The sequence below is a fragment of the Streptomyces sp. NPDC093591 genome, from assembly GCF_044764885.1.
In the GTDB taxonomy this organism is placed as follows: domain Bacteria; phylum Actinomycetota; class Actinomycetes; order Streptomycetales; family Streptomycetaceae; genus Streptomyces.
Genome location: NZ_JBIWIY010000006.1, coordinates 271221 through 296902 on the forward strand (window position 1 = coordinate 271221; position 25682 = coordinate 296902).

Sequence of the window (25682 nt, forward strand, 5' to 3'; positions counted from 1 at the left end):
GGGAAACATGCCCAGATTCCTCAGGGCCTGCACGTCCGTTCGAGACGGGGTCTCCTGTCACCCGTCTCAGGCCAGCTGCGAGGCGACGAACGCGAGCAACTCCTCTTTGCGCTGCTGGAGATAGAAGTGGCCGCCCTCGAAGACCCGGAGGTCCAGCCCCTGCGTCGTGACATCCGACCAGGACTTGAGGTCCTCGACCGTGCACATGGGGTCGCGGTCGCCTCCGCACACCGTGACCGGAACTCCCAGCCGGTGCAGGTGGGCCGGACGGTACCGGGCGAGGAGCCCGAAGTCCGCGCGCAGCGCCGGCAGGATCATGGGCCGCAGGTCGGGGTGGTCGTAGACGTCGGCGCCGTCGGGGTCCAGCAGCCGGACGCGGTCCATGACCTCGGTGTCGGTCGGGGCCGGGCCGGGTGCCTCCTCCTGCGGGAGGCGGGGCCGGTGCCGGCCCGACACGACCAGGTGGGTGAGGGTGCGTCCGGGGTCGTCCTCCAGACGGCGGGCCACCTCGTACGCCACCGACGAACCCATGCTGTGGCCGAAGAGGGCCAACGGCATGTCCCCGGTCAGTTCGTGCCGCAGGGCCGTCGTGATCGTGTCCGCCAGCTCCTCCATCGTGCTCGCGCACGGGTCGTACAGGCGGTCCTGGCGGCCGGGGTACTGCACCGCCACGACCTCGATGTCCGGCGGGGCGAGCGCGGCCCAGTCGTGGAAGGCCACCGCCGCTCCGCCCGCATGCGGGAAGCACAGCAGGCGGATCCTCGCGCCGGGCGCGCTCACGCCCCGGAACCACCGGGTCCTGATGTCCGGGATGTTCACGACTCCGCCTCGAACTCGGCGAGGAGGGCGTCGAGGGCGCCGTCCGCGTCACCGTTCCGTTTCATCTCGCAGATGCTGCTCGTCATGTCCTTCAGTGTGATCGGTTCGAGGAACAGCTGGATCGGCACGTCGATGCCCAGCTCGTCACGGAGCCTGCCGGCGAGGTGAACGGCCGTCAGCGAGTCGCCGCCCGCCTCGAAGTACGTCTGCGCGAGATCGGCGGCGCTGTTCAGGTCCAGCGCCTCGATCACCAGCGCGGCCACCGTGGCTTCGAGCTCGCCGCCTTCCGGCGTCGTCTCCTCGGGCGCCTCCTCGGGCGCCTCCTCGGTCCCCTGCGCGGTGGACTTCCGAAGCGTCAGCGCACCGTGGCTCTCGCCGGCGAACGGGTATGTCGGCAAGTGCACCTTGCGCACGTTCCCGCCCGATACCGGCCACGTCACCTCCTCGCCCCGCACCCAGGCCTCGCCCAGCGGGTCGGGCGTGCCGTGCGGAGCCCGGCCCCGGGCCAGTGCCGTCAGCTTCTCCGCCGCCTCCGCCGCGTCCGAGGCCACCACATACGCCCGTACGGCCAGGGCGACCCGGCCCGTGCGCAGGGTGTGCGCGACGTCGGCGAGGGAGGGGGCGCCCGGCGCGCGCAGCACCGCCGCCAACCGCTCAGCCGCGGCGGACAGTTGGGGCTCGGTCCGGGCCGACAGCGGCAGGAGCAGCGGTCGTACGGCGTCGTCCGCCGGAGCCGGTCGCGCCGGTGCCTCCTCCACCACCACGTGCACGTTCGTGCCGCCGATGCCCACCGACGTCACGCCCGCGAGCCGGGGCAGGCCCGCACGGCCCGGCCACTTCTCGGCCTCGGTCACCAGCCGCAGCGGTGACCCCCGCAGGGCGGCGACCGGGCTCGTGACGTCCACCGTCGGGGCCAGCGTGGCGTGCTCCAGCATCAGGATCGTCTTGATCAGCGCCGCCGCCCCGGCCGCCGCGTCCGCGTGTCCGATGTTCGACTTCACGGAGCCGAGGCCGATGCCCGCCCCGCCCGCGAAGGCCGCGCTCGCCGCCTCCAGCTCGATCCGGTCCCCGAGTTCGGTCCCCGTCCCGTGCGCCTCCACGTACTGCGCCGCCGACGGCTCGAGCCCCGCCGCCGCCCACGCCTCCGTGATCGCGGCCGACTGCTGGTCCACCCCCGGAGCGGTGAAACCGACCTTGCCGGAACCGTCGTTGGTGACCGCGCTGCCCCGGATCACCGCGCGCACCGGGTCACCGTCGGCCAGCGCGTCCGCCAGCCGGCGCAGCACCAGCACGCCCACACCGCTGCCGGGCACCGTGCCGGCCGCCTTCTTGTCGAAGGGGCGGCAGCGGCCGTCGGGGGAGAAGATCCCGCCCTGGTAGTGGACGTAGCCCTGCTTGCGCACGGTGCCGATGGCCACGCCGCCCGCGAGGGCCATGTCGCACTCGCCGAGCAGGAGCGCCTGGACGGCCAGATGGACCGCCGTCAGCGAGGTCGAGCAGGCCGTCTGGACCGTCATGCTGGGGCCGTCCAGGCCCAGCCGGTAGGAGATCCACGGCGCCAGGAACTCGCGGTCGGTGAGGATACGGACCTGAAGGGCGCCGATCGACGCCGCGAGCGCCGGGTCCGTGCCCGCCGCCAGCGCGTGTTCGGTGGGGCTGCCGCCCACGTACACGCCGGTGCGGGACGGGCCCGCCGCGGCAGCGGCGGATGGTGCGGTCAGCGGGGCGTGTCCCGCGTCCTCCAGGGCGGACCACGCCGTCTCCAGCAGCACGCGGTGCTGTGGGTCCAGCGCCGCCGCCTCCGTGCGGTTGAAGCCGAAGAGCTCCGCCTCGAAGCGGTCGGCGTCCGGGAGGCGGCCCTGGGCGCCGACGTACGCGGGACTGCTCAGCTCGGCCGCGTCCGCTCCGTCGGCCAGCAGCTCCTTCTCGGTGAAGGTGGAGATGGAGCAGAGGCCGTCGCGCAGGTTGGCCCAGTAGGTCTCCAGGTCCCGCGCGCCGGGGAAGCGGCCGCTCATGCCCACGACGGCCACTGCGGAATCGAGGTCCTGCGGTGCCACTTGCTCGGTCGTCATCGCGTCGTGCCTTTCCTGGAACGGAGCTTGTGCAGGGCCGCCCGGCGGTCGCCGCCGCGTCTGGCCGCCTCCTCGTGGCGCGAGGCCGGCCGGGCACCGCTGTCGAGGTGGGCCGCGATCGCGGCCACCGTGGGATGGCGGAACAGGTCGATCAGGGTCAGTTCGCGGCACTCGGGGTGCTCGCGCAGGGCCGACAGCACGGCCAGCAGCCGTACCGAATTGCCGCCCAGATCGAAGAAGTTGTCGTGCACGCCGACCCGGTCCAGGGTCAGCACCCGTTGCCACACCACGGCCACGCGCCGTTCGGCCTCGGTGCTCGGAGCGGCGTACGACGCGCTCAACTCCGGGCGAATCGAGGGCGGTTCGGGTAGCCGGGACCGGTCGATCTTGCCGGAGCGGTTCAGGGGCAGCTCCGGCAGGCGTACGAAGACCTCCGGGAGCATGTAGCCGGGCAGCCGCCCGGCCAGGTGGGCCCGGAGCATCTCGTCCGACACTTCGGCGGTGGTGACGACGTACGCCACGAGCCGCTGCTCGGCCGCCTCTCCGCGGACCGCCGCCGCGGCGACCGTGACGTCGGGATGGCCCGCCAACAGCGCCTCGATCTCGCCCAGTTCGATGCGGTAGCCGCGCAGCTTCACCTGGGAGTCGCCGCGGCCCAGGTAATGCAGCACGCCGTGCGCGTCGATGCGGCACAGGTCCCCGGTGCGGTACATCCGGCCGCCGGGCGGCCCGTACGGGTCGGCGACGAAGCGCTCGGCGGTCATGCCGGGCCGGCCGAAATAGCCGCGGGCCAGGGAGGCGCCGGCGACGTAGAGCTCGCCCGTCACGCCGACCGGGGCGGGGCGCAGCCGCCGGTCCAGGACGTAGGCGCGGGTGCCGGGGACGGCGTGGCCGATCACCACCGGTTCGCCCGGGCGCAGATCGGCGGTGGTGGAGTACACCGTGGCCTCGCTGGGACCGTACGCGTTGACGATCCGGCGGCCCTCCTCGGCGAGCCGCTCGACCAGTTCGGCCGGACAGGCCTCGCCGCCGACCGCGAGCGTGCGCAGCTCGGGCAGGGCGCCCGGGGCGCGCGGCAGGGTCATCGCGGCGGACGGCGGCAGGAACACGTAGGTGATGCGGGAGTCCCGCAGCCGCGCCTGGAGCGCCTCGCCCAGGCGTTCGTCCTCCCGCGCGATGTGCAGCTCCGCGCCCGCGACCCAGGGGAAGAACAGGTCGGACACGGCCACGTCGAAGCCGAACGACACGAACTGGAGGACGCGGTCCTTTTCCGTCACCGGGAACACGGGGCGGACGTTCACCGCGAGGTTGAGCAGGGCTCCGTGTTCGACGGCCACGCCCTTGGGGACGCCGGTGGAGCCGGAGGTGTAGAGGACGTAGGCGAGGTCTTGGGGTGCGCAGGTCACGGGGGTGAGCGGAGGTACGTCGTCCGTGGTCTCGTCCACGCGTAGTTCCGGGACGTCCGTTGGCGCGAGCCTCGTCGTTTCCTCTGCCGTCAGCAGCAGGGACGTGCCCGAGTCGGTGACCATGTAGGCGAGGCGGGCGGCCGGGTGTGCCGGGTCCAGGGGGACGTATGCGCCGCCGGCACGCAGGACGGCGAGGGCGGCGATGGCCATCTCGGCGCCTCGGGGGAGGAGGAGGCCGACTCGGTGTCCTCGGCGTACGCCGCGTGTCTGTAGGTGGGCTGCGAGGTTGTCCGCGCGGTCCAGTAGTTCGCGGTACGTCAGGTGGAGGTCGCCGTAGACGAGGGCGATGGCCTCCGGCCGTTCGGCGGCTCGGTCCGCCACGAGGTTCGGGACCAGGCGCGCCTCAGGATGTGCCGCCTTGTGTTGTCGGGCGGCTGCGGGTTCTTCGTGGCTGGTCGCGCCCCGCGGCGGAGCCGCATGTCGATACAGCCCCGCGCCCCTTAGGGGCGTTGCAGTCCCCTGCGCCAGCAGGCGCTCTCTCTCGTCCGGCGGGAGCATGTCGATGGCCGACAGCGGGGTGTCCGGGCGTTCCAGGAGCCCGGCCAGCAGCGTCTCGAAGCACCGCACCCACCGCCGTACCGTCTCCTCCTCGAACAGGGCGCTGCGGTGGATCAGGTACGCGGCGAGGTCGTCGCCCCACCGTTCCACCTGGAGGTGGAGGTCGAACTTGGCGGTGTCCAGGGGCGCATGGACCCGCTCGACCTCGGCGCCCGCCAGGGCGAGCGTCAGCTCGGTGTCGTCGTCGTAGCCGAACATCACCTGGACGACCGGGTCGTGGCTGATCTCGCGGGCCGGGGCGACCGCGTTCACGACCGCCTCGAAGGGGGCGTCCTGGTACGGCTGGGAGTCCAGCAGCGCGGTGCGCAGACGGGCGATGAGGTCGTGGTACGAGGGGTCGCCGGACAGGTCGACGCGCAGGGCCAGGGTGTTGGTCAGCATGCCGACCATGTCCTGGAGTTCGGGGCGGTCACGGCCGGAGACGGGGAAGCCGATCACCAGGTCCTCGGAGCCGGACAGCCGGCTCACGAACGCGGCGTACGCGGCGAACACCGCCATGAACGGCGTACCGCCGCGTGCTCCGGCCGTCTCGGCGAGCCGTTCACGGAGCCGGGCCGACAGCGTGAAGCGTTCGGTGCCGCCCGCCGCCGAGCGGACCGCCCCACGCGGCCGGTCCAGCGGCAGCGCGACCGTCTCGGGAGCGCCGCGCAGCCGCCCGGCCCAGTGCGCGACCGAGTCGGCGTACTCGCCCGCCGCCTGCCGCTCCCGCTGCCAGGCCGCGAAGTCGGGGAACTGCAAGGGGAGTTCGGGCAGTGTGTGGCGCAGGCCCTTGGTCTCGTTCTCGTAGCCGGCCGACAGCTCGCGCAGCAGCACGCCCAGCGACCAGCCGTCGCAGACCAGGTGGTGGGCGACGAGCAGGATGCGGTGGCTGCCGTCGGCCACGGCGTACAGCGTGCAGCGCAGCAGCGGTCCGGACGCCACGTCGAAGGGGTGGGCGGCCTCCGCGCGCATCCGCGCGTCCACCTCGGACGCGGGTACGTCGCGCTCCACGCGTGGCTCGGCCCTCCCCGTGGCGGACACGATCTGCACCGGCACCCCGTCGGGGCCGGTGCGGAACACCGTGCGCAGCGACTCGTGCCGGGCGACGAGCGCGTCCAGGGCCCGGCCGAACGCGGCCGGATCGAACGGCCCGCGCACGGCGAACGCGGCCGGCACGTGGTAGGTCGGGCTGTACAGGTCCATGTGGTCCAGGACGAGCAGCCGGGCCTGCGCGTCCGAGGTCGGGAACTCGTACTCCTCGCCGTCCTCGGCCGTCCCTGTGTCGTCAGCGTCCATCTGTCTGTGCTCCGTCCCCCGTGCGGTTCCCTGCCAGTACGTCCGCCACGGCCGCGGCGATCTCGCCGACCGGCCCCGGCGTGAGCACATCGCTGTGCTCGCAGTCCAGTTCGTGTACGTCCACCCCGGCCGAGCAGGACTGCCACGCGGCGCGCTTCTGCGCGGTCGTCGCCTCCGAGGCGCGGGTGGCCGAGAAGAGGGTCACCCGGCCGTCGTACGGCGACGGCTGCCAGGCGCGGGCCATCGCGATGTACCGCTCCATGGCGGCGACCAGGGTGTCGAGGCGCTGTTCGTCGAGGTCGGCGAAGAGCGCGCTGTGCGCGTGGACGCGTGCCACGACCTCGGCCCGCTCCAGTGGCCCGGCACCGGCCGCGGTCCCGGGCAGCGCGTTGCGCAGCAGGTTGCCCAGCGCCACCTGCTCCACGACCGCCGGGTCCAGCGGCACCCGCGCGACCTCGGGCGGCTTCGGCATCGAGTCCAGGACGGCGACGAGCGCGACCTCCTCGCCGGCCGCGCGCAACCGCACCGCCAGCTCATGGGCGAACGGCCCGCCGAAGGAGCGGCCCAGCAGCAGATACGGCCCGTGCGGCCGCACCGCCCGGATGCGTGGCACATAGCTCTCCGCCAACTCTCCCAATGTGCCGGGGAGTTGCTCGCCGTGCAGTACCGGGGTCTGAAGTGCGTACACCGGGCGGCCGGGGGCGAGGTGCGGCAGCAGCGCCGCGTATCCCCAGCCGAGCCCCAGCCCCGGGTGGAGGCAGAACAGCGGGGGCAGATCGCCCTCGCGGCGCAGGGCGAGCAGCGGGGCGTACGCGTCCTCGTCGTCGCCCTTGCCGGCCGGCCCCGCGGCCAGGCGGGCGGCGAGCGCGGCCGGCGTCGGCGCCTCGAACAGCGTGGCCGGCGACACCTGGGTCCCGAGCTCGGCATGGATCCGCGCGGTCAGCCGCAGGGCGAGCAGCGAGTGGCCGCCGTGCGCGAAGAAGTCGGCGTCGGGGCCGACCGCCTCGACCCCGAGCACCTGGGCGAACAGCGCGCACAGCAGCTGCTCGCGCCCCGGCCGGGCGACCCGTCCGTGGCCCGGCCGGGCTCGCTGCGGCCCGGGTTCGGGCAGCGCGGCCCGGTCGACCTTGCCGTGCGCGGTCAGCGGTACGGCGTCGAGGGCGGCCCACGCCGACGGCATCAGATGCGCCGGCAGCGTGCGTTCCGCATGCTCCCGTACGAGGCCCAGGTCGCCGCCCACGACATAGGCGACGAGCCTCTTGCCGCCGTCCGGCCCGGGGCGTGCAGCCACCACGGCCCGCTCCACGCCCGGGCAGGCGGCCAGGGCGGCCTCCACCTCGCCGGGCTCGATCCGGTAGCCCCGCACCTTGACCTGGTCGTCGCTCCGGCCGGTGAACTGCAGCTCGCCGCCCGGGAGCTGTCGCACCAGATCGCCCGTGCGGTACATGCGGGCGCCGGGCGGCCCGTACGGGTCGGCGACGAAGCGCTCGGCGGTCTGCCCCGGACGGTTCAGGTAGCCGCGTGCGAGCCCGGTGCCCGCGACGTACAGCTCGCCCACGGCTCCGGCCGGTACGGGGCGCAGGAGCCGGTCGAGGACGTAGGTGCGGGTGTTGTCGAGGGGCCGCCCGATGGGCACGGACGCGCCGACGTCACCGGTCACCCGGTGGGCCGTGGCGAACACGGTCGTCTCGGTGGGCCCGTAGCCGTTGACGACCCGAGTGCCGGGGCAGTGCTCGCGCACCCGCCGGACCGCCTCGGGCGCGAGGACGTCCCCGCCCGCCCACACCTCCCGCACGGCGGCGAGCGCCTCGGGCGCGATCTCCGCCACGGCGCGCAGGAGTTCGGCGGTGAGCCACACAGCGGTGACGCGCGTTTCGGGCAGCAGCCGCTTCAGCAGGTCGGGGGTGACGGGGCCGGGCGGGGCGAGCACGACCGTGCCGCCGTTCAGCAGCGGCACCCAGGTCTCGTAGGTCGCGGCGTCGAAGGTGTGCGGGCTGTGCAGCAGGACGCGTCGGTGCGCGCCGCCCGCGAAGTGGGTGTCGGCGGCGAGCTCGACGACGGCCCGGTGCGGGGTGACGATGCCCTTGGGCTCACCCGTCGAGCCGGAGGTGTACATCACGCAGGCGGCGGATTCGGAGTGCGAGGACACGGTCGGCGGCGCGTCGGCGGCGCTGCCCTCCGGGTCCAACCTCCTTACCCCGTCCGGTAGTTGTACATCCGGCATCGTCACCGCGACCCGCGCGCCGGCCTGCCCCACCAGCGCCGCCCGCCGCCCCGCCGGAGCCGCCGGATCCAGCGGCAGACAACACGCGCCCGCCTTCAGCACCGCCAGCTGTGCGACGACCAGGGACACGGACCGGGCCAGCGGCAACGCCACCGTGTCGCCGGGCCGCACCCCCGCCGCCCACAGCCGCGCCGCCAGCCGGTCGGACGCCGCGTCGAGACCGCCGTACGTCAGCACCTCACCGTCCGCCTCGACGGCCGGCGCGCCGGGCGTACGGGTCGCCTGCTCGGCGAAGCGCCTGGTGATGCTCGACGGTTCCGGTGCCGGGCGCACCGGGCCCTCGGCGAGGGCGAGCAGCTGTCGCCGCTCCTCCTCCGGGAGGACGTCGAGCCGGTCGGTCGGTGTGCCGTGCGCGGACGTCAGCGCCTCGAAGGCGCGCGCCAGCCGGGCGCCGACCGCGGCCGCGGAGATGCCCCGGCGACAGCTGATCCGCAGCAGCATCCGCTCCCCGGCGACGACGGCGACCGTCACCGGGTAGTGGGTGGCGTCCCGCGTCTCGACGAGCTCGACACTCGCGGTGGACCCCTGGGCGCGCGGGAAGTTCTCGAACGCCAGGACCGTGTCGAAGAGTTCGCCCACCCCGGCCGCCCGCTGCACCTGCGACAGCCGTACATGGTGATACGGCGCCAGCCGCAGCTGCTCGCTCTGCACGCGGGCCAGCAGCTCGTCGACGCCCTCACCGCGGCGCAGCCGGATCCGCACCGGCAGCGTGTTGATGAACAGGCCCACCATCCGCTCGACCCCGGGCAGATCGTGCGGCCGCCCGGAGACGACCGCGCCGAACACCAGGTCATCGGCACCGGTCAGCCGGGCCAGCACCAGGGCCCACGCCGTCTGCGCCACGGTGTTGACGGTGACGCCCGCGTCCGTGGCACGCCGGGTGATCGCCGCCGTCAGCTCGGGCGTCAGCTCCATGTCGATCGTGTCCTCGGCCCCGCCCGGTCCGTCCGGCACGGCTGAGGGGAGCAGCGCGGGCCGCGACAGTCCGTCCAGCGCGTCGCGCCAGGCGGCCTGAGCCCGCGCCCGGTCCTGCCCGTTCAGCCAGACCAGGTACTGCTTGAAGGGCACCGCGGGCGGCAGCGCGGCGGTACCCGTCGTCAGCGCCTGCAGATCCCGCGCGAGCAACGGCAGCGACCAGCCGTCGAGCAGGATGTGATGGATCGTCAGCAGCAGGTCGGCGCCCGCGTCGTGCCGCACCAGCGTGGCCCGCACCAGGGGGCGCCGGGCCAGGTCGAAGCGGCGGCCCCGGTCCTCGGCCATGAGACGCGCGAACTCCGCCTCCGTCTCGTCCGGCGTACGGCCCGTGCAGTCGGTCTGCGCCCACGGCACCTTCACCGAGAGCGGGATCACCTGCACCGGCCGGTCGACCTGCTCGTGCCGAAAACGCGCCCGCAGATTCGGGTGCCGCTCCAGCAACGCCGTCACCCCGGCCCGCACCGCCTCGGCCGTGATGCCGGGGGCGATCCGGAAGCGGGCCTGCACCAGATACGGGTCGGGGCGGTCCGGGTCGCGCAGGGCGTGGAAGAGCAGGCCCTCCTGAGCGGGGGAGAGCGGCAGTACGTCCGCGATGCGGCCGCCCATCAGGCGTCCCCCTCGTCGTTCTCTCCGTGCTCTTCGGCCTCTTCGTCCCAGTCCTCGAACTCCAAGTCGTCCTCCAGCAGGGCGAGCTGGTCCGACGACAGGTCGACCAGGGGGAAGTCGGAGCTGGTGTGGCCGCCCGTGCCGTCCCGGCGGGCGTGCTCGACCAGCACCTCGACCGCCTCGCACCACAGCCCGGCCAGCTCCCTCACCTCGTCCTCGCCGAGCACCCCGCGCGCGTACGAGAACCCGGCGCTCAGACACAGCCGCCCGTCCTCCCGCTCCAGGACCAGCGCGTCCACCTCCACCGCATGGCCGAGCGGCAGCGCCTCCGCGGCCATGCCGAGCAGCTCCCCGTCAGCCGTGTCGCCGCCGGAGAACCGGCCCAGGTAGTTGAAGCGCAGGTCCGGGACGGGCAGTGCGGCCAGCTTCGGGGCCGTGTCCGGGTTGAGGTGGCGCAGCAGCCCCCAGCCGAGCCCGCCCGACGGGACCGCCCGCAGCTGCTCCTTGACCCGCTTGAGCGCCTCACCGGCCGCGTCCCGCGCCGGCTGCCAGAAGTCCCGGCCGAGCGCGCCGCCCGCGTCCAGCCGGACCGGGTACTGGGTGGTGAACCAGCCCACGGTGCGGGAGACGTCGGCGGGCTCGGACAGTGCCTCGCGGCCGTGGCCCTCCAGGTGGACCAGCAGGCCGGTGGCCGTCGCGGGGGCCTCGCCCCGCCGCCGTACCGCCGCCGCGGCCAGCGCCGTCAGCAGCACGGCGTCCGGGCCGCAGTGGAAGGCCGCGGTCACCTCGGACAGCGCCGCCTCGGTGACCTCGGGCGTCAGCTCGACGGTGAGCACGGCACGGCTCGCGCCGACACCCCGCCCGCCCGCGATCCGTGCGTCCGGGCCGCCCAGCATCCGCTCCCACCAGGCGGACTCCGTGCCGGCCGACTCGGGCGCGACGGCCTCCCGCGCCAGCAGCCGCGCCCAGCGCGCGAAGGACGTGCCCGGGCTCTGCGGCACCCGCTCCCCGGCCAGTCCCGCCGCCAGCTCCGGACCCAGCAGCCGCCAGGACACCCCGTCCACCGCCAGATGGTGCACCGTCAGCAACAGCAGCCCCGGCCCGCCGGAGGCCGGGTCGAGCCAGGTGGCCCGCAGCATCTCCCCCTTCTCCGGGGCGAGCCGCACCGACGCCGCCCACTCCTCGGCCGCCGCCCGCGGATCGGCGCCGACGGGCACCTCGACCCGCTCCACCGCCACACCGGGGACCTCCTCGGGGACCTCCAGCTCCCCGTCCACCAGGCGCATCCGCAGCACGCCGTGCCGCTCGACCAGCCCGAGCACCGCCGCCCCGACACGCTCCGGGCCGGCGTCCCGCGGCACAGGGAACACCATCGACTGCGTGAACGCGGCCGGATCCCCGCCCTGTTCGCGCCACCACCGCATGACGGGCGTCAGCGGGAACCGCCCCGTGCCGGTGTCCTCGCCGGCGCCGGTGTCCGCCGCCTCCCGTGCCGTCAGCGCGAGCACGGCAGGCGTACGGGCCGTGAAGACGTCACGCGGCGCGATGCCGAGCCCCGCCCCCGAGGCCCGTCCCGCCAGCTGGATCGCCATGATGCTGTCGCCGCCCAGCCGGAAGAAGTCGTCGTCGGCGCCGACCCCTTCGACGCCGAGCACCTCCTCGAACAAGGCGCACAGGGTGGCTTCACGGGCGCCCTGCGGGGCCCGTCCGGAACCGCTCGGCCGACTGCCCGGCGCGGGCAGCGCGGCCCGGTCCAGCTTGCCGTTGGCCGTCAGCGGCAGCTCGTCCAGCACCACCACGTCGGACGGCACCATGGCGGTGGGCAACCGCCCGGCGGCGTACGCGAGCAGCGCGTCCGGTACCGGGACGCCCTCGTCGCCGCCCACGACGTAGGCGACGAGCCGCGGCCTGCCTGGCCGGTCCTCCCGGACGACGACGACCGCCCGCTCGACCGAGGGATGCCCGGTGAGGACGGCCGCGATCTCGCCCGGCTCGATGCGCAGGCCGCGGATCTTCACCTGGTCGTCGGAGCGGCCCAGATACTCCAGCTGCCCGTCGTCCCGGCGGCGGGCCAGATCCCCGGTGCGGTACATGCGCTCGCCGGGCGGCCCGTACGGGTCGGCGACGAACCGCTCGGCGGTCGCCGCCGCCCGCCCCAGATAGCCGTACGCCACGCCCGGCCCCGCCAGATAGAGCTCGCCGTACACCCCGGGCGGCACGGGACGCAGCCGCCCGTCGAGGACGTACGTGCGCGTGCCCGGGAACGGGGCGCCGATGGGCGGCACCGTGCCGTCGCCGGTCAGCGGGCCGGAGACGGTGGCGCCGACGGTGAACTCGGTGGGCCCGTAGGCGTTGTGGAACCGGCGCCCGCCGACGGCCCACCGGGCCACCAGATCCGGCGGACACGCCTCCGCACCGACGGCCAGCGACCGCAGCTGCGGATACTGCCCGGCCGGTACCGTCGCCAGCACCGAGGGCGGCAGCAGCGCACAGCTGATCCGCCGCCCGGTCAGCACGTCCGCCAGGTCCTGTCCGACGAGCGGGCCCGGAGGCGGTACGACGAGAGTGCCGCCGGACCCGAACGCCAGGCACATCTCGCCCAGGGAGATGTCGAAGGCGGGCGAGGCGAGCTGGAGCACCCTGCTGTCCGCGCCCGGCGCGAGCACGTCCACGAGGCCACGCGTGAGGGCAGTGAGGCCCGTGTGCGGGACGACCACCCCCTTGGGGCGGCCGGTGGAGCCCGAGGTGTGGATGATGTAGGCGGGTGCCGAAGGATCCAACTCCTGGTCGTCCAGGGGCTGTTCGTCGTAGGCGCGCTCGTCGAGGACGAGCGTGGGGACGTCCGTCTCCGGGAGCACCCCGGGCCCGGCGGTCACCACCAGGATCGGCGCCGTGCCCTCCAGCGCCGACCGGATGCGCTCGGGCGGATAGTCGGGGTCGATCGGGAGGTAGGCGGCGCCCGTGCGCTGCACCGCCAGCAGCGCCGGAATCATGACCGCCGTACGGCCCAGGGCGAGGGCCACGATCCGTCCGGGGCCCGCCCCGTGCCGGGCCAGATGAGCCGCCAGCCGGTTCACGCGGTCCGTCAGTCCGGCGTACGTCAGCCGCAGGTCATCGCCCTCCAGCGCGGGCGCGTCGGGCGTGCGGGCCGCCTGCCTGGCCACCAGGTCGGGGAGGGCCAGCGGCTCGGGGGCGGGCCCGCCGCAGCCGAGCTCCACCAGCCGGCGCCGGTCGGCCTCGGGCACCAGGCCGACCTCGGTGAGCGGCACCTCGGGGCCGGCGGTGAAGCGGCGCAGCAGCTCCAGGTAGGCGTCCGTCCAGTGCCGTACGGTGTCGGCGCCGAAGAGGGCCGTACGGATCTCGAAGCTGCCCTCCATCGTGCCGTCGTCGCAGTCACGGACGATGCCGACGAGGTCGTGCTCGCCACCGGTGTGGATGCGCTCGGGCTCGCTGAACTCCCGCAGCGCGGCCACACTGCGCTGCTGGGTGAGGTGCATGAAGACCCACTGGAACAGCGGGGAGCGCCCGGCGCTGCGGTCGGGCGCGACCGCCGAGACGATCCGGCCCACGGGCACGTCGGAGTTGGCCATCAGCTCCGGGAAGTCCGCGGCGAACCGGGCCAGTACGCCGGCGAAGGAGTCATCGGGCCGGATCCGCCAGCGGGTCGGGATGGCGTTCATGACGTACCCGATGACCCGCTCCAGCCCCTTGGCGGCCCGGTTGGCGGTCGGCGTGCCGAGCACCATGTCGTCGGCGCCGGTCAGGCGGTGCGCCAGGACCGCGAAGGCCGCCATCAGGACGACGTAGACGGAGGCGCCGCGTTCGCGGGCCAGCGCCCGTACGGCCCGGGCGGTGGGCTCGTCGACACGGAAGGGGACCTGGGCGATGCCGTCCCCGGTCCCGGTACGGGTGCCGGGCACGGTGAGCGGCGCGGGCGGCTCGGCCAGATAGCGGCGCCAGAAGCCCAGCCGCGCCTCGAAGACCCCGGCCTCCTCCAACTCGCCCTGCCAGGAGGCGAAGTCGGCGTACTGGACGGGCGGCCGGGTCAGGGCCGACGCGGCGCCGGCCCCGGTCGCGTGGTGGGCCTCGGCGAACTCGGCCTGCAGGACGTCGAAGGACCACCAGTCGGCGATGACATGGTGCAGACCCAGCATCAGGGTGGTCCGCTTCTCGTCGACCGTGACGAGACGGGCCCGCATCAGCGGCCCCCCGCCCATGTCGAAGGAGCGGCGCCGGAACGTCTCGAAGGCCTCGGCGATGGTGGTGCCGGTGCCGCGCAGGTCCTCCCGCTCCAGGACGAAGCGGTCCTCGGGCGGGAAGGTGAGGTGCAGCGCGCCCGGCTCACCGCCGATGCGTGCCCGCAGGATGTCGTGATGGGCCCTGACCCGCGTCAGCGCCGTCTCCAGGCGGCCCGGGTCGACGGGCTCGTCGAAGTGGTAGGCGCTGCACAGGTTGAGCGCGGGAGTGCCGGGATACAGCGACTCGTACACCCACAGGTCCTCCTGCGCGGCACTCAGCCGCACGGGCCCGTCCCTGTCCCCGTCCCGTCGTGGGACGACCGCCGGGATCAGGCCCAGTTGCCCGGACTCCACGAGCCGGCGCATCAGCCGGACGCGCTGTTCCCCGCTGAGCGCGCCGAACCGCTCGGCCATCGAAGCGCCGGCCGCCCCCGTTGTCGCCGTCACGCCACGTCCTCCCGCAGCTCGGCCAGCCGGTGGAGCCCGGCCAGCACCTCGTCGCGGCCGAGTCCGAAGTCCACGAAGCAGGCGACCTCGTCGCAGCCCAGCTCGCGCAGATCGGCGAGCATCTTCCGGCAGGTCTCGGCGGAACCGAGCAGACTGCCCCAGGTCAGATAGCGGTGGAACGCGAACTCGGCGAGCAGCGCGGTCTGTTCCTCGGTGAGCTCCGCCGTCGCCCGGTCGGCGGTCCGGTTGGCCGTGGTCTGCCGTACGTACGAGCGCAGATACCGCGTCAGCGGTACGCCGGTCAGGCGCCGCGCCTCCTCGTCATCCGCGCCGACGAACGTGTGCGCCATCAGCGTCACCCGGCCGTGCGCGTCGGTGCCGCCCTGCTCGGGCGCGGCGGCGCAGGCCGCCCGATAGCGGGCGATCTTCTCGGCGAGCTCCTCCCGGCTCTGCCCGACGGTCGCCCCGAGGACCCCGGTACGCAGACTTCCGGCCGCCTCCCAGGTCGCGGGGTTGCCGGAGCTGGTGAGCCACAGGGGGAGGGTGTCCTGCACGGGGCGGGGCTGCGGCAGCACGGACACGGACTCGCCGGTGCCGTCGGTGAACTCGGCCGCCTCGCCCGCCCACAGCCGCCGCAGCAGCGGGATGTCCCGCAGGGTCTGCTCGCGGCGGCCCGCGTAGTGGTCCGGGGCCAGCACGAAGTCGGCCGAGTGCCAGCCCGTCGCCGCGGACAGTCCGATCCGGCCGTGCGAGAGGTTGTCCACGACGGCCCAGTCCTCCGCGATCCGCAGCGGATGGTGCAGCGGCAGGATCACGCTGCCCGCCCGGATGTTGATCCGCTCGGTGGCCACCGCGAGCGCCGCGCTGAGCACCGGAGGACTGGGGAAGACCTGCCCCACTTGCTGGAAGTGCCGCTCGGGCGTCCAGATCGCGTGGAAGCCGAGCCGGTCCGCGGTACGGGCGACGGTGAGGATGTCGTCGTAGGCCTCGCTGTGCCGCGGCGCGCCGCCCCCGCCCGGGGTGTCGGCGGCGGGCGTGTCGGCGCCGAAGAACATCACGCTCAGGTCCATGGCACCTCCTTCTGACTGGTGTCGTTACGGCCGCTGCGGCCGGTGTCGGTACGGCCGTCGCGGCCGGGCTGCCGGGGAACGCGCGGCCGGCGCGGGATGGGCGCCGGTGCCGCGGGTGCCTCGGCCGGCGCCCGCTCCAGTTCGGCGGCGAGGGCGGCGACCGTGGGGGAGGTGAACAGCTGGGCGGCCGTCACCGTGCGCCCGGCGCCGGTGAGCCGGGCCGCGACCCGGACCGCGCGCAGGGAGTTGCCGCCGAGCCGGAAGAAGTCGTCGTGCGGGCCGATGCGCTCGACGCCGAGGACGTCGGACCAGACGGCGGCGATCTCCCGGTGCAGTGCGGAGTCCGCCGGGGTGTGGGTGGTGCGGGCGGGGGCTAGGACCGCGTCCCGGGCCGCGTCCGCGCGCCGGGGAGGCGCGGGCAGCGGGAGCAGGGACAGCGGTACGTCCGGATCGGCGGCCGCCGCCCGCAGCGCCTCGACGACCGCGTCCGCCAGCCACTGGACGAACTCCGGCTCCAGACACGACGTCCGGTACTCGAAGACCAGCGTCATGCCGTCCGGCGCGCCCGTCGGCCCGTGGTCGTCGGTGACGTCGACCAGCAGCTCGAACCGCGCGGTGCCGGTGCGCAACGGCTCCACACCGGCCTCGGCGCCGGGCAGCTCCACCTCGGCCCGGGCGTTGTTCTGCAACGCCAGCACCACCTCGGTGAACGGTTGCCGCCCCGGCGGCCGTACCGGCTTGAGCGCGTCCACGACCTCCTCGAACGGCACGTCCTGGTGGGCGAAGGCGTTCAGCGCCGTCTCCCGGGTGCGCGCGAGCAGCTGCCGGGCGGTGGGGTCGCCGGAGGCGTCGGTGCGCACCACCAGCATGTTGACGAAGAACCCGACGACGTCGTCGACCGTGCCGTCGAGCCCACGTCCCGCGACCGGCGACCCGACCGCGAGATCCTCACCCGCCCCGGCCCGCACCAGCGCGGCGGCGAGCGCGGTGTGCAGCGCCATGAACAGCGTGGCGCCCTCGGCCCGCGCCGCCTCGACGATCCGCGCGTGCGCGCCCGCGTCCAGCCGCCGTACGACGGTGGCGGCGTCCCGACCCGGCAGGTCGGGCCGCCCGGGCCGCCGGGGGAGTAGTGGCCCGCCGTCCGGCAGACCGGCCAAGGCCGCGCCCCAGAAGGCGAGTTGGGCGGCGGCCAGGGATCCGGGATCGTCCGCCGGGCCCAGCCGCTCCCGCTGACGCCGGGCGAAGTCGGCGTACGGCACGGGCAGTGGGGCGAGCTCCGGCTCGACACCGGCACTGCGGGCCGCGTAGGCACGCGACAGATCCCGGAAGAGCGGGGGCAAAGACCAGCCGTCGCCAGCGATGTGGTGCAGGACGAGCAGCAGGGCATGCTCACCCGGCCGGTCCTGGACGCTGAACAGCACGGCGTGCAGGGGGAGTTCGGCGGCAAGGTCGAACCGGTGCCGGGCCGCCGAGCCGACGGCCTGCTCCAGCTCGCCCGAGCCGACCGTGACGTGCCGCAGCCGAGGCAGTCCATCGGCGCCGCTCAGCACCCGCTGCCCCGGCTCGCCGTCGCACTCCTCGAAGACGGTACGCAAGGCCGTCTGCCGTACGGCGACATCCCCGAGAGCGGCCCGCAGGGCCTCCACCTCGACCTCACCGCGCAGCCGCACCAGCACGGGCAGGGTGTAGGCGGCACCCGCGTCGACCCGGTCCAGGAACCACAGCCGACGCTGGGCGTACGACAGGGGCAGCGCGTCCCCGCCCCGCGCAGGCGTGGGAGGCCCGGCCCCCTCATCCCGCTCGGCCTTCTCCACGTACGGCGCCAGCGCCGCCGGTGTCCGGCACTCGAACAGCGGCCGTACGCCGACCTGCGCGCCCAGCGTCCGCCGGATCCGGCCCAGCAGCCGCGCCACCGTCAGCGAGTTGCCGCCGAGCGCGAAGAAATCGTCCTCGGGGCCGACCGACGCCACCCCCAGCACGTCGGAGAACAGCCCGCACAGCGCCTCCTCGACCGGTCCCGAGGGCTGCCGTGCGGCTGCCGAGGCGAGGGAGCCGGTGACCGGGCCGGGCTCCGGCAGGGCGGCGCGGTCCAGCTTGCCGTTGGCGGTGAGGGGCAGGGCGTCCAGCAGGACGAAGGCGGCCGGGACCAGGTAGTCGGCCAGCACGCGGGCGGCGTGCTCGCGCAACTCCCCTTCCGAGAGCCTCTGCCGGTGTCCGTCGCGCGGGACGACGTACGCGATCAGCCGCTTGTCACCCGAGGCGTCGGGACGCGCGACGACAGCGGCCCGGACGACATCCGGGTGGCCGGCCAGGACCGTCTCCACCTCCCCGGGCTCCACCCGGAACCCGCGGATCTTCACCTGGGCGTCGGCCCGCCCCAGATACTCCAGCACCCCGTCCGCCCGCCGCCGCACCAGATCACCGGTCCGGTACATCAGCTCACCGGAGCCCCCGTACGGATCGGCCACGAACCGCTCGGCGGTCAGCCCGGGACGGCCGCGGTAACCGAGGGCGACCCCCGCCCCGGCGGCGTAGAGCTCACCCGTCTCGCCGTCCGCGACCGGCCGCAGCCGCTCGTCGAGCACCCGGAGCCGTTTGCCGGCCAGCGGGCGGCCGATCGGCACCGGCCGCCCGTCCCGTACGTCCTCTGCGGTGACCGGATGGACGGTCAGGAAGACCATGCCCTCGACCGGTCCGTAGCCATTGCTCAGCCTCAGGTCGGGGTAGCGCTCCAGGGCGCGGGCCGCGTGCGCGGGCGACAACGGCTCGCCCCCGACGATCAGTTGGCGCACCCCGGAGAGGGCCCGCGGGTACTCGTCGACGACCACGTGGAACAGGGAGGCGGAGAGGTAGAGCGAGGTGACGGCGTGCCGGTCGACCAGGCCGGCCATCACCACCGGGTCGGGGCGCTGCCCCGGGTGCAGTACGCACAGGCCGCCGCCGAGCAGCGGACCCCACAGCTCCAGCGCGCACGCGTCCCAGGACACGGGGGAGCACTGCAGCCACACCGCGCCGGCCCCGAACGACGCGAAGTCCTGCCCGGTCAGCGTCCCTGTGATCGCGGCATGGGAGGCGACGATGCCCTTCGGACGGCCGGTGGAGCCGGAGGTGAACATCACGCAGGCCGGGTCCTGCGGCCGTACGGTCACAGCGCCGCGTTCGAGCGGCGGCGCCTCTTCCGCGTCCTCCACCGCGACCGACTCGGCAGCGACGCCGGTCGGCCGGGCCCCGCGCCGCGACACGACCACGGCGACGCCCGCGTCGGCCGCCATCCCGCGCAGCCGCCGCGCCGGAAAGTCCGGGTCGAGCATCACATAACCGGCACCGGCCTTGAGCGTGCCGAGCAGGGCCACCACCATCTCGGCGGACCGCTCCAGACATACACCCACCAGCGCCCCCGGCCGCACGCCGTGCCGCCGCAGCAGCCCCGCCAACCGGTCGGCGCGCGCGTCGAGTTCGCCGTAGCTCAGCCGCTGCTCGCCGTGGACCAGCGCGGTCGCCGCCGGTGTCCGCCGAGCCTGTTCCCCGAAGAGTTCATGCACCCCGTGCAACGCCCCCGTTGCCCCCTTCTCAGCCATCGGCTGCCGTGCGGGCGGGACATATGTCGCTCCAGTGGTCCTCGACGTAGGCGAGGCAGGCCGCACGGCTGCTCGCGGGCAGCGCCACATCCCACCCGCCCGGCACGGTGATCCCGTCGGGCCAGAGCGAGTACTGGCCCTCGGCGTTGGTGAGCACGAGGTAGGTGCCGTTCTCGTCCTCGAACGGATTGGTGGTCATGGTCAGCCCTCCACGAGTGCTTTGTTCTCGGGGTTGTCGGGGTCGTCGCGGCGTTTGTCCGGACCCTCGGGATCGCCGGGGGGCCCGCCGTCCCCGTCGCCCGCGCCGTCCCGGCCGGGTTCGGCATCGATGTCCGGCAGCAGCGAGTCGATCTCCCGCACTGTGCGCCGGGTCATGCTCAGCACGCCGACGGCGATGCCGCACAGGCCGGCGATGAGCAGCATGGCGGCCATGCCGCTGCCCGGACCGTCGCCCACGAGCGGCCCGAGCAGCACGAAGATCCCGCTGCCGTCCGCGGCCCGCGGTTCGAAGACATGGTCGGCGAGCGGCCCGGAGACCGCGGTGGCCAGCGGGACGGAGAGCTGCGACAGGAACATCACGGCGCCGAAGACCCGGCCGTGCCACTCCTGGGGCACCTTGGTCTGCACGATCGCCTGCATCACGCCGTTGATCATCGGCATGAGCGCCGCGCCCACCAGGATGGCCGCGCACCAGCCGGCCACACCGCCCGCGAGGGCCATGGCGACCTGGGCGGACAGGCACATCCCGATGATCCCGAGCAGCATGCCCCGGGCACGGTTCCTCGGCCCGCTCCAGGCCGCCATCAGCAGCCCGCCCGCGACCCCGCCGACGCCGATCGCGGTGTTGACGCTCGCCAGCGCCGTGGTCTCGCCGCCGGACCGGGCCAGCACCATGGGCTGTACGGCGGCGAAGCCGAAGACCATGACCAGGTTGACCACGCAGAAGGCCAGCATCAGATCGCGCAGGCTCGGATACCGGAAGAGGAACCGCATCCCCTCGACGGCCTCCGCGACGAGCTTCCCCCGCGCCCCGCCCCCCGGCTTCCTCGCGGGCCGGCCGTCCCCTCGCATCCGCACGACCCGGATGGCGGCCAGCGCGACAGCGAAGCTCACCAGGTCGGCGACGAGGATGAAACCGAGCCCGGAGAACGCCACCAGGAGCCCGCCCAGCGCCGGACCGCCGACGTCCGCCGTGCTCTTGGCGCTCGCCAGCAGACTGTTGGCCCGCTGGAGTCGGTCCTTGTCCACCAGCAGCGGCACGGCGGCACCCAGCGCCGGGAACTGGAAGGCGGCGGCGCCGCCGAGCAGCATGACGGCCGCGTAGACCTCCCAGGTCTGCAGCCCGCCGGCGAGGTGCAGGACGCCGAGCAGCGCCACGACCAGCAGTCCGCCACCGTCCGCGAGCTGCAGCGCCGTACGCCGGTCGATCCGGTCGACGAGGGCTCCGGCCAGCGGACTGAGCAGCACCTGGGGGAGCATCGCGCAGAGCGACAGCGTGGTCAGCGCCGTGGCCCGGCCGGTGGCCGACCATGTCTCGAAGACGAAGGCGAACCGCAGAACGGAGTTGCCGACCAGGGATATCGCCTGCCCGCTCCAGACGAGCATGAAGGGACCCATGCCGGCGAACCGGCCTGGCCTCCCCCCGTCCTGCGCGGTGTCGTCAAGCGAGCGCGCCGAATCGGCCACGTGCGTACCCCCGTCGAATGTGGCTTCCGACGGAGAACCTTAGTTCGAAGCGACGCGCCGCACAGCCGGATCATGAAAGGAGGCCGAGAAGCCCTCACGGAGGCCGCCCCAGGACCGTGAGGACCGCGCTCCGACAGGCGTCGGGCACTGCCCCGTCGTACACACCTACGAACATTTGACGACACGACGACCTGCGGGTGCGGGCGCCGAGGGTGGCAATCCTCCGGTGGTTGACAGACGGACTGGCCTGAGCAACTGCCGCCTCCCTAGGATGTGTTGTCGGGCGAGGTGATCTCCTCGACCGGCCCTGCCACTGGGGGAAACGATGGAGCCTGGAAAGCCGCTGTCCACGTCGATCGATGCCACGATTCCGACAGCCGCGCGCATGTACGACTACTACCTCGGCGGCAAGGACAATTACGCGTCCGACCGAGCCGCCTGCGAACAGCTGGACAAGGTCGTCCCCAGTACCCGCGCCCTCGCGCTGAACAACCGGCGCTTCCTGCAGCGGGTGGTCGGGACGCTGGCCCAGGACTACGGCATCCGGCAGTTCCTCGACCACGGCTCCGGCCTGCCCACCCAGAACAACGTCCACCAGGTCGCGCAGGCCATCGACCCGTCCTCGCGCGTGGTGTACGTCGACAACGACCCGATGGTCCTGGTCCACGGCCGCGCCCTGCTGGAACAGAACGAGAACACCGCCGTCATCCACTCCGACATGCGCGACACCGACGGCATCTTCTCCCACCCGGACACCGAGCGCCTGATCGACTTCACGCAGCCGGTGGCCGTGCTGTTCAACTCGGTGTTCCACTGCATCCCCGACAGCGACACCGACGGCCCGCTCGCCGTGGCCCGCCGCGTGGCCGCGCGACTCGTGCCCGGCAGCTACCTGGTGATGTGCCAGCTGGTCAGCGAGGACGCCGAGGTCCGCGAGTTCGTCACCAACTTCATGGACCAGGCGACCCAGGGGCACTGGGGCCGGGTACGCCAGGAGAAGGACGTGGCTCAGCTGTTCGAGGGCCTGGAGATCCTGGAGCCGGGCCTGGTGGAGGTCTCCACCTGGCGTCCCGACACCGAGGTGGCACCGCGCCAACTCACCCAGGAGTGGATCGAGTTCGGCGGCGTGGGCCGACTGCCGTAGCGCGGCGTCGCCCTAAGGGGCAGGGGCGTACCGGGCCTTCGTCTCACGCAGCCGCTCCAGCGACTCGCGCGGGTTGAGGGCCTCGTCGCCCAGCCGGTCCAGGGCGATCCGGTACTCCTCCGTCTCGTCCTGGTCCTCCAGGAAGGCGGCGCTCTTGATGTGCTCCAGATAGACGATGTCGGGCAGATCGATGCCGCCGAAGCGCAGATAGGTGACGGGAATCGCGGGCGCGGAGGCGTTGGTCACGTCCAGGGGCACGATCTGCAGCGTCACATGGGGGCGCCGGGCCATCTCCTCCAGATACGCGAGCTGCTCGCGCATCACCTCGCGGCTGCCCAGCATCCGCAGCAGTACCGACTCGTCCACGATCGCCCACAGCTGAGGCGCGTCCGGCCGGTGCAGCAGCTCCCGTCGCCGCATCCGCAGCTCCACGCGCCGCTGCACCTCACGGCCCGGTGCCGACGGCAGCCCGCGCTCCACCACGGCCTGGGCGTAGGCCTCGGTCTGCAACAGCCCCGGCACGTACTGGAGCTCGAAGGTACGGATGGCGGTCGCCGCCTCCTGCAACCCGACCAGCCGGTCGAACCACTCCGGCATCAGCCGCTTGTCATAGCGCTGCCACCACCCGGGCTCACCGGCCCGCCGCAGCAACTGCAGCAGCACCGAGGCCTCGTACTCCTCGGTCTCGTACAGCTTCAGCAGCGTACGGACGTCGGCCTCCGTGGGCGGCCGACGGCTCTTGCCCGCCTCGATGCGCGACAGCTTCGCCGGGCTGAAACCGGCGGCGCGTGCCGCCTGGTCCTGGGAGAGCCCGAAGCCCTCGCGGATCCCCGCCAGTTGGACGCCGACCAGCATTTTCAGCAGGGTCGGCGCGGGCTCGGACCGGCTCAGATACGGTTCGAGGCGGGAGATGCGAGGCGACTCGGCGGACATCCTGACTCCCCGTAGACCGGCATGGGACAGACCGCATTATCGCATCCCACCGCCTCGTGCCGCTTGAACCGGCATAAGTGAGGGGCCCAACTTCCGCTTCCCAGCGGCGCCCTGGCCTTCCGCGGGCACCCCCTCGCGGCGGTCCGGGTCAGACCAGGTGGTCGAACTCTCCTTCCTTCGCACCTGCCAGGAAGGCGGCGATCTCGGCCGGGGTGTAGACGAGGGCCGGCCCGTCGGGGTCGCGGGAGTTGCGCATCGCGACGCTGCCGTCGCCCAGGGGGGCCACCTCGACGCAGTTGCCCTCGGCATTGCTGTGCCGGCTCTTGGTCCAGCGGACGCCCAACGAGCTTGCCCGCACGCCGTTCGGTGCTGTTGGCACTGCACTCTCCTTGCTCACGTTCGGCCACGTGTACGCCCCGCCGCCCCGGCGGGCCCGGGGGCACCACGTGCTCTGCGTCGACACCGCTCGCGCAATTTCCCGTGAAATTGCACGGAGGCGCCGTCGGCGTGGATAATAGTCCGTGGCGTCAACTGCAGCGCGCACGCCCCGCCTTGACCGTGTATCAGGGAGACGTTGTGTCCTTACCTGCGTACGAAGGGCTTCGAGTGCCCGGTAGCGCTGCGCCGCCCGTGGAGAGGGCCGTGGCGCCGACGGCGCACCCCGGCACCCTGGGCCGGAGCCATCTCGCCAGGCCCGAGCCCTCGCGCACCACCCCGCCTCGCTCGGCGGCCCTGCGCCTCGACGGCGCCGAACAGGGTTGCGGCCAGGCCCGCGACTTCGTCCGTCGCACCCTCGGTGACTGGGCCCTCGACCACTGCAGCGCCGACGCCCTCATGGTGGTCACCGAACTGGCCGCCAACGCCGTACTGCACGCCGCCCCGCACTGCGCGGCCCGCCCCCCGGCCGCCGGCGAGCCCGAGATCTGGCTGAAGCTCAGTCTCCGCCGCCCCGCCCACCTGGTCTGCGCGGTCACCGACCCGAGCGACAACCCGCCCGTGTACCCGCGCACCAGCGACCCCCTCGACGAACACGGGCGCGGGCTGCGCATCATCGACGCCCTGTCCGAACACTGGGGTTGGACCCGACGGCAGCCCCTCGGCAAGACGGTCTGGGCAATGCTCCCCACCGGCCGCCAGGTCTGATCGACCCATAAGTGCCCGTATAGGTCGGCATATTTAGTAGGCCGCCATATTCGGGACGCCTCGGGCGGCGGTGTAACGCGGTCGCGTTTGCATGGCGCAGAACCAGGCAGAAGCGGTCACCCTCGACGGCCGAATTCCGGCCGCGCGGGGTGACCCGTCCGCCCAGCAATGCGTCAGATCGGATTTCTCGTGAACACCGACCCGGTTTCCGGATACCAGGCCTACGACCAGCCCGCAGGCCCCGACCGCTCCCTGCGCAACCAAGCCGCCGCACGCAGAACGGCCCTCGCGATCTGCACGATCGCCGACGTCGCGGCCGGTGTTCTCGGCCTGTGGATCGTGCTGTACCTGCTCGACGCGAACCAAGGGAACGCGTTCGTGGAGTTCGTTCGAGGCGCGGCGGACTGGCTCAGCGGATGGGCACAGGACATTTTCACGATGGACACAGAGAGCCTACGAGTCATCCTCAATTACGGTCTCCCGGCCGCCCTTTACCTGCTCCTCGGCCACGGAATTGCCGCCCGTCTCAACAGGGCCTGACGGCATTACCCAGCGGAAGGACCGGAATTATGGCACGCACTTCCTCCCAGAACGATCACCCGCCGATCTATGAAGAATTGGTGCGGGAACGCGGAGACGCCGTGGCGGAAGCCCAGAGAGCAGCCGCACACACCCAGACCCAGGCAGCGGAACTCCTGACCGACGGAGAACCGACCCACTGGGACCGGCAGACGGGTCATCCTCGGGACCCTCACTTCGGGTGATCCGCGGGGGCGGCGCCGACAGCGTCGTAGGCCGCGATGAACGCAGTGGTTCGTAGGACTCCTCCGACGAGTGGCCCACCCGTCCGCGGTCGACGCAGGACGGGCTGGCGTCGAACGGGGGTCAGAGCCGGCAACGACCGGACGTACTGCATCGCGAACCGGACCACGGGCTCTGCCTCACGGGCGAGACCGGCTCCCGGGACGAAGCCCGGGCCGCAGTCGACGGCGTCGACGGAACCTGAACCTCCTCCGCCTCATGGACACCCGCGCCACCCCGAGCGAACGACGAAGAGCGGGACCCAGTAACACTGGGTCCCGCTCTCTCATCCAGGCATCCGCCCTGGTCAGAGCTTGATATCTACTGAACCTAGGCGAGTGCCCCCGGCAGGATTCGAACCTGCGCACACGGCTCCGGAGGCCGTTGCTCTATCCCCTGAGCTACGGGGGCGTGTCAGGCGCCTTGCTTGGCGGCGACGGGTAGAACCCTACCAGTTCCTCCGGGGTGTTCATGAACGGGTTTCCGGGGTGGTGGCACCGGGTGCGACCTGGGGTGGCTCGTCCTCAGGGGGTGGAAGTGGGGAAAACCCGGACGCGGTGGCCGGTCTCGACCTACTCTCGAGTTGT

The 25682-nt window shown here is 73.4% G+C and carries 14 protein-coding genes and 1 tRNA gene; 3 read left to right on the forward strand and 12 right to left on the reverse strand.

Annotation, left to right across the window (positions count from 1 at the left end; genetic code table 11):
- Window positions 1-66 precede the first annotated feature (66 nt).
- Genes ACIREI_RS15460 through ACIREI_RS15500 form a run of 9 tightly spaced genes read right to left on the reverse strand, consistent with a single transcriptional unit; the run spans window position 67 to window position 20993 of the window.
- Window positions 67-819, reverse strand: coding sequence for a thioesterase II family protein (locus tag ACIREI_RS15460; protein ID WP_403332634.1), 753 nt, complete (start codon window positions 817-819; stop codon window positions 67-69).
- Window positions 816-2891, reverse strand: a complete 2076-nt coding sequence (locus ACIREI_RS15465) for a beta-ketoacyl synthase N-terminal-like domain-containing protein (RefSeq protein ID WP_403332636.1) — start codon at window positions 2889-2891, stop codon at window positions 816-818. The genes ACIREI_RS15460 and ACIREI_RS15465 overlap by 4 nt, the downstream gene beginning before the upstream one ends.
- Window positions 2888-6190, reverse strand: a complete 3303-nt coding sequence (locus tag ACIREI_RS15470; RefSeq protein ID WP_403332639.1) for an amino acid adenylation domain-containing protein — start codon at window positions 6188-6190, stop codon at window positions 2888-2890. Before ACIREI_RS15470 ends, ACIREI_RS15465 begins: the two co-directional genes overlap by 4 nt.
- Entirely contained in the window at window positions 6180-10055 is a 3876-nt protein-coding gene (locus ACIREI_RS15475; RefSeq protein WP_403332642.1) for an amino acid adenylation domain-containing protein, read from the reverse strand. The genes ACIREI_RS15470 and ACIREI_RS15475 overlap by 11 nt, the downstream gene beginning before the upstream one ends.
- A complete protein-coding gene (locus ACIREI_RS15480; RefSeq protein ID WP_403332644.1) occupies window positions 10055-14740 on the reverse strand; it encodes an amino acid adenylation domain-containing protein in 4686 nt (1561 codons plus the stop codon). The genes ACIREI_RS15475 and ACIREI_RS15480 overlap by 1 nt, the downstream gene beginning before the upstream one ends.
- Window positions 14737-15810 (reverse strand): MupA/Atu3671 family FMN-dependent luciferase-like monooxygenase, encoded by a 1074-nt coding sequence (locus tag ACIREI_RS15485; protein WP_403332647.1) that lies wholly within the window; start codon window positions 15808-15810, stop codon window positions 14737-14739. The genes ACIREI_RS15480 and ACIREI_RS15485 overlap by 4 nt, the downstream gene beginning before the upstream one ends.
- The gene (locus tag ACIREI_RS15490; RefSeq protein ID WP_403332955.1) at window positions 15801-19352 is read right to left on the reverse strand and encodes an amino acid adenylation domain-containing protein; all 3552 of its coding nucleotides are present in this window, start codon (window positions 19350-19352) and stop codon (window positions 15801-15803) included. The genes ACIREI_RS15485 and ACIREI_RS15490 overlap by 10 nt, the downstream gene beginning before the upstream one ends.
- A gap of 28 nt (window positions 19353-19380) precedes the next feature.
- Window positions 19381-19587 carry an MbtH family protein gene (locus ACIREI_RS15495; protein ID WP_403332650.1) on the reverse strand — a complete coding sequence of 69 codons (207 nt, stop codon included), beginning with the start codon at window positions 19585-19587 and terminating at the stop codon, window positions 19381-19383.
- A 2-nt stretch (window positions 19588-19589) separates the two neighbouring features.
- Window positions 19590-20993 carry an MFS transporter gene (locus ACIREI_RS15500; RefSeq protein ID WP_403332653.1) on the reverse strand — a complete coding sequence of 468 codons (1404 nt, stop codon included), beginning with the start codon at window positions 20991-20993 and terminating at the stop codon, window positions 19590-19592.
- A 406-nt stretch (window positions 20994-21399) separates the two neighbouring features.
- Here ACIREI_RS15500 and ACIREI_RS15505 point away from each other — a divergent pair, with 406 nt between their 5' ends.
- Window positions 21400-22218, forward strand: a complete 819-nt coding sequence (locus ACIREI_RS15505) for an SAM-dependent methyltransferase (protein ID WP_403332656.1) — start codon at window positions 21400-21402, stop codon at window positions 22216-22218.
- 12 nt (window positions 22219-22230) lie between these two features.
- Here ACIREI_RS15505 and ACIREI_RS15510 read toward each other — a convergent pair whose 3' ends face one another.
- Together ACIREI_RS15510 and ACIREI_RS15515 are read right to left on the reverse strand one after the other, a co-directional pair.
- Complete coding sequence (locus tag ACIREI_RS15510) at window positions 22231-23151, reverse strand: helix-turn-helix domain-containing protein (RefSeq protein ID WP_403332659.1); 921 nt, start codon at window positions 23149-23151, stop codon at window positions 22231-22233.
- Between the two features lie 148 nt (window positions 23152-23299).
- A complete protein-coding gene (locus ACIREI_RS15515; RefSeq protein ID WP_079052310.1) occupies window positions 23300-23530 on the reverse strand; it encodes a DUF397 domain-containing protein in 231 nt (76 codons plus the stop codon).
- A 263-nt stretch (window positions 23531-23793) separates the two neighbouring features.
- Here ACIREI_RS15515 and ACIREI_RS15520 point away from each other — a divergent pair, with 263 nt between their 5' ends.
- Both ACIREI_RS15520 and ACIREI_RS15525 read left to right on the forward strand, forming a co-directional pair.
- Entirely contained in the window at window positions 23794-24294 is a 501-nt protein-coding gene (locus tag ACIREI_RS15520) for an ATP-binding protein (RefSeq protein ID WP_403332662.1), read from the forward strand.
- 189 nt (window positions 24295-24483) lie between these two features.
- Window positions 24484-24834: a hypothetical protein gene (locus tag ACIREI_RS15525; protein ID WP_403332665.1), complete on the forward strand. Its 351-nt coding sequence runs from the start codon at window positions 24484-24486 to the stop codon at window positions 24832-24834.
- A 600-nt stretch (window positions 24835-25434) separates the two neighbouring features.
- Here ACIREI_RS15525 and ACIREI_RS15530 read toward each other — a convergent pair.
- Window positions 25435-25506 (reverse strand) — tRNA-Arg (locus tag ACIREI_RS15530).
- Window positions 25507-25682: the final 176 nt, after the last annotated feature.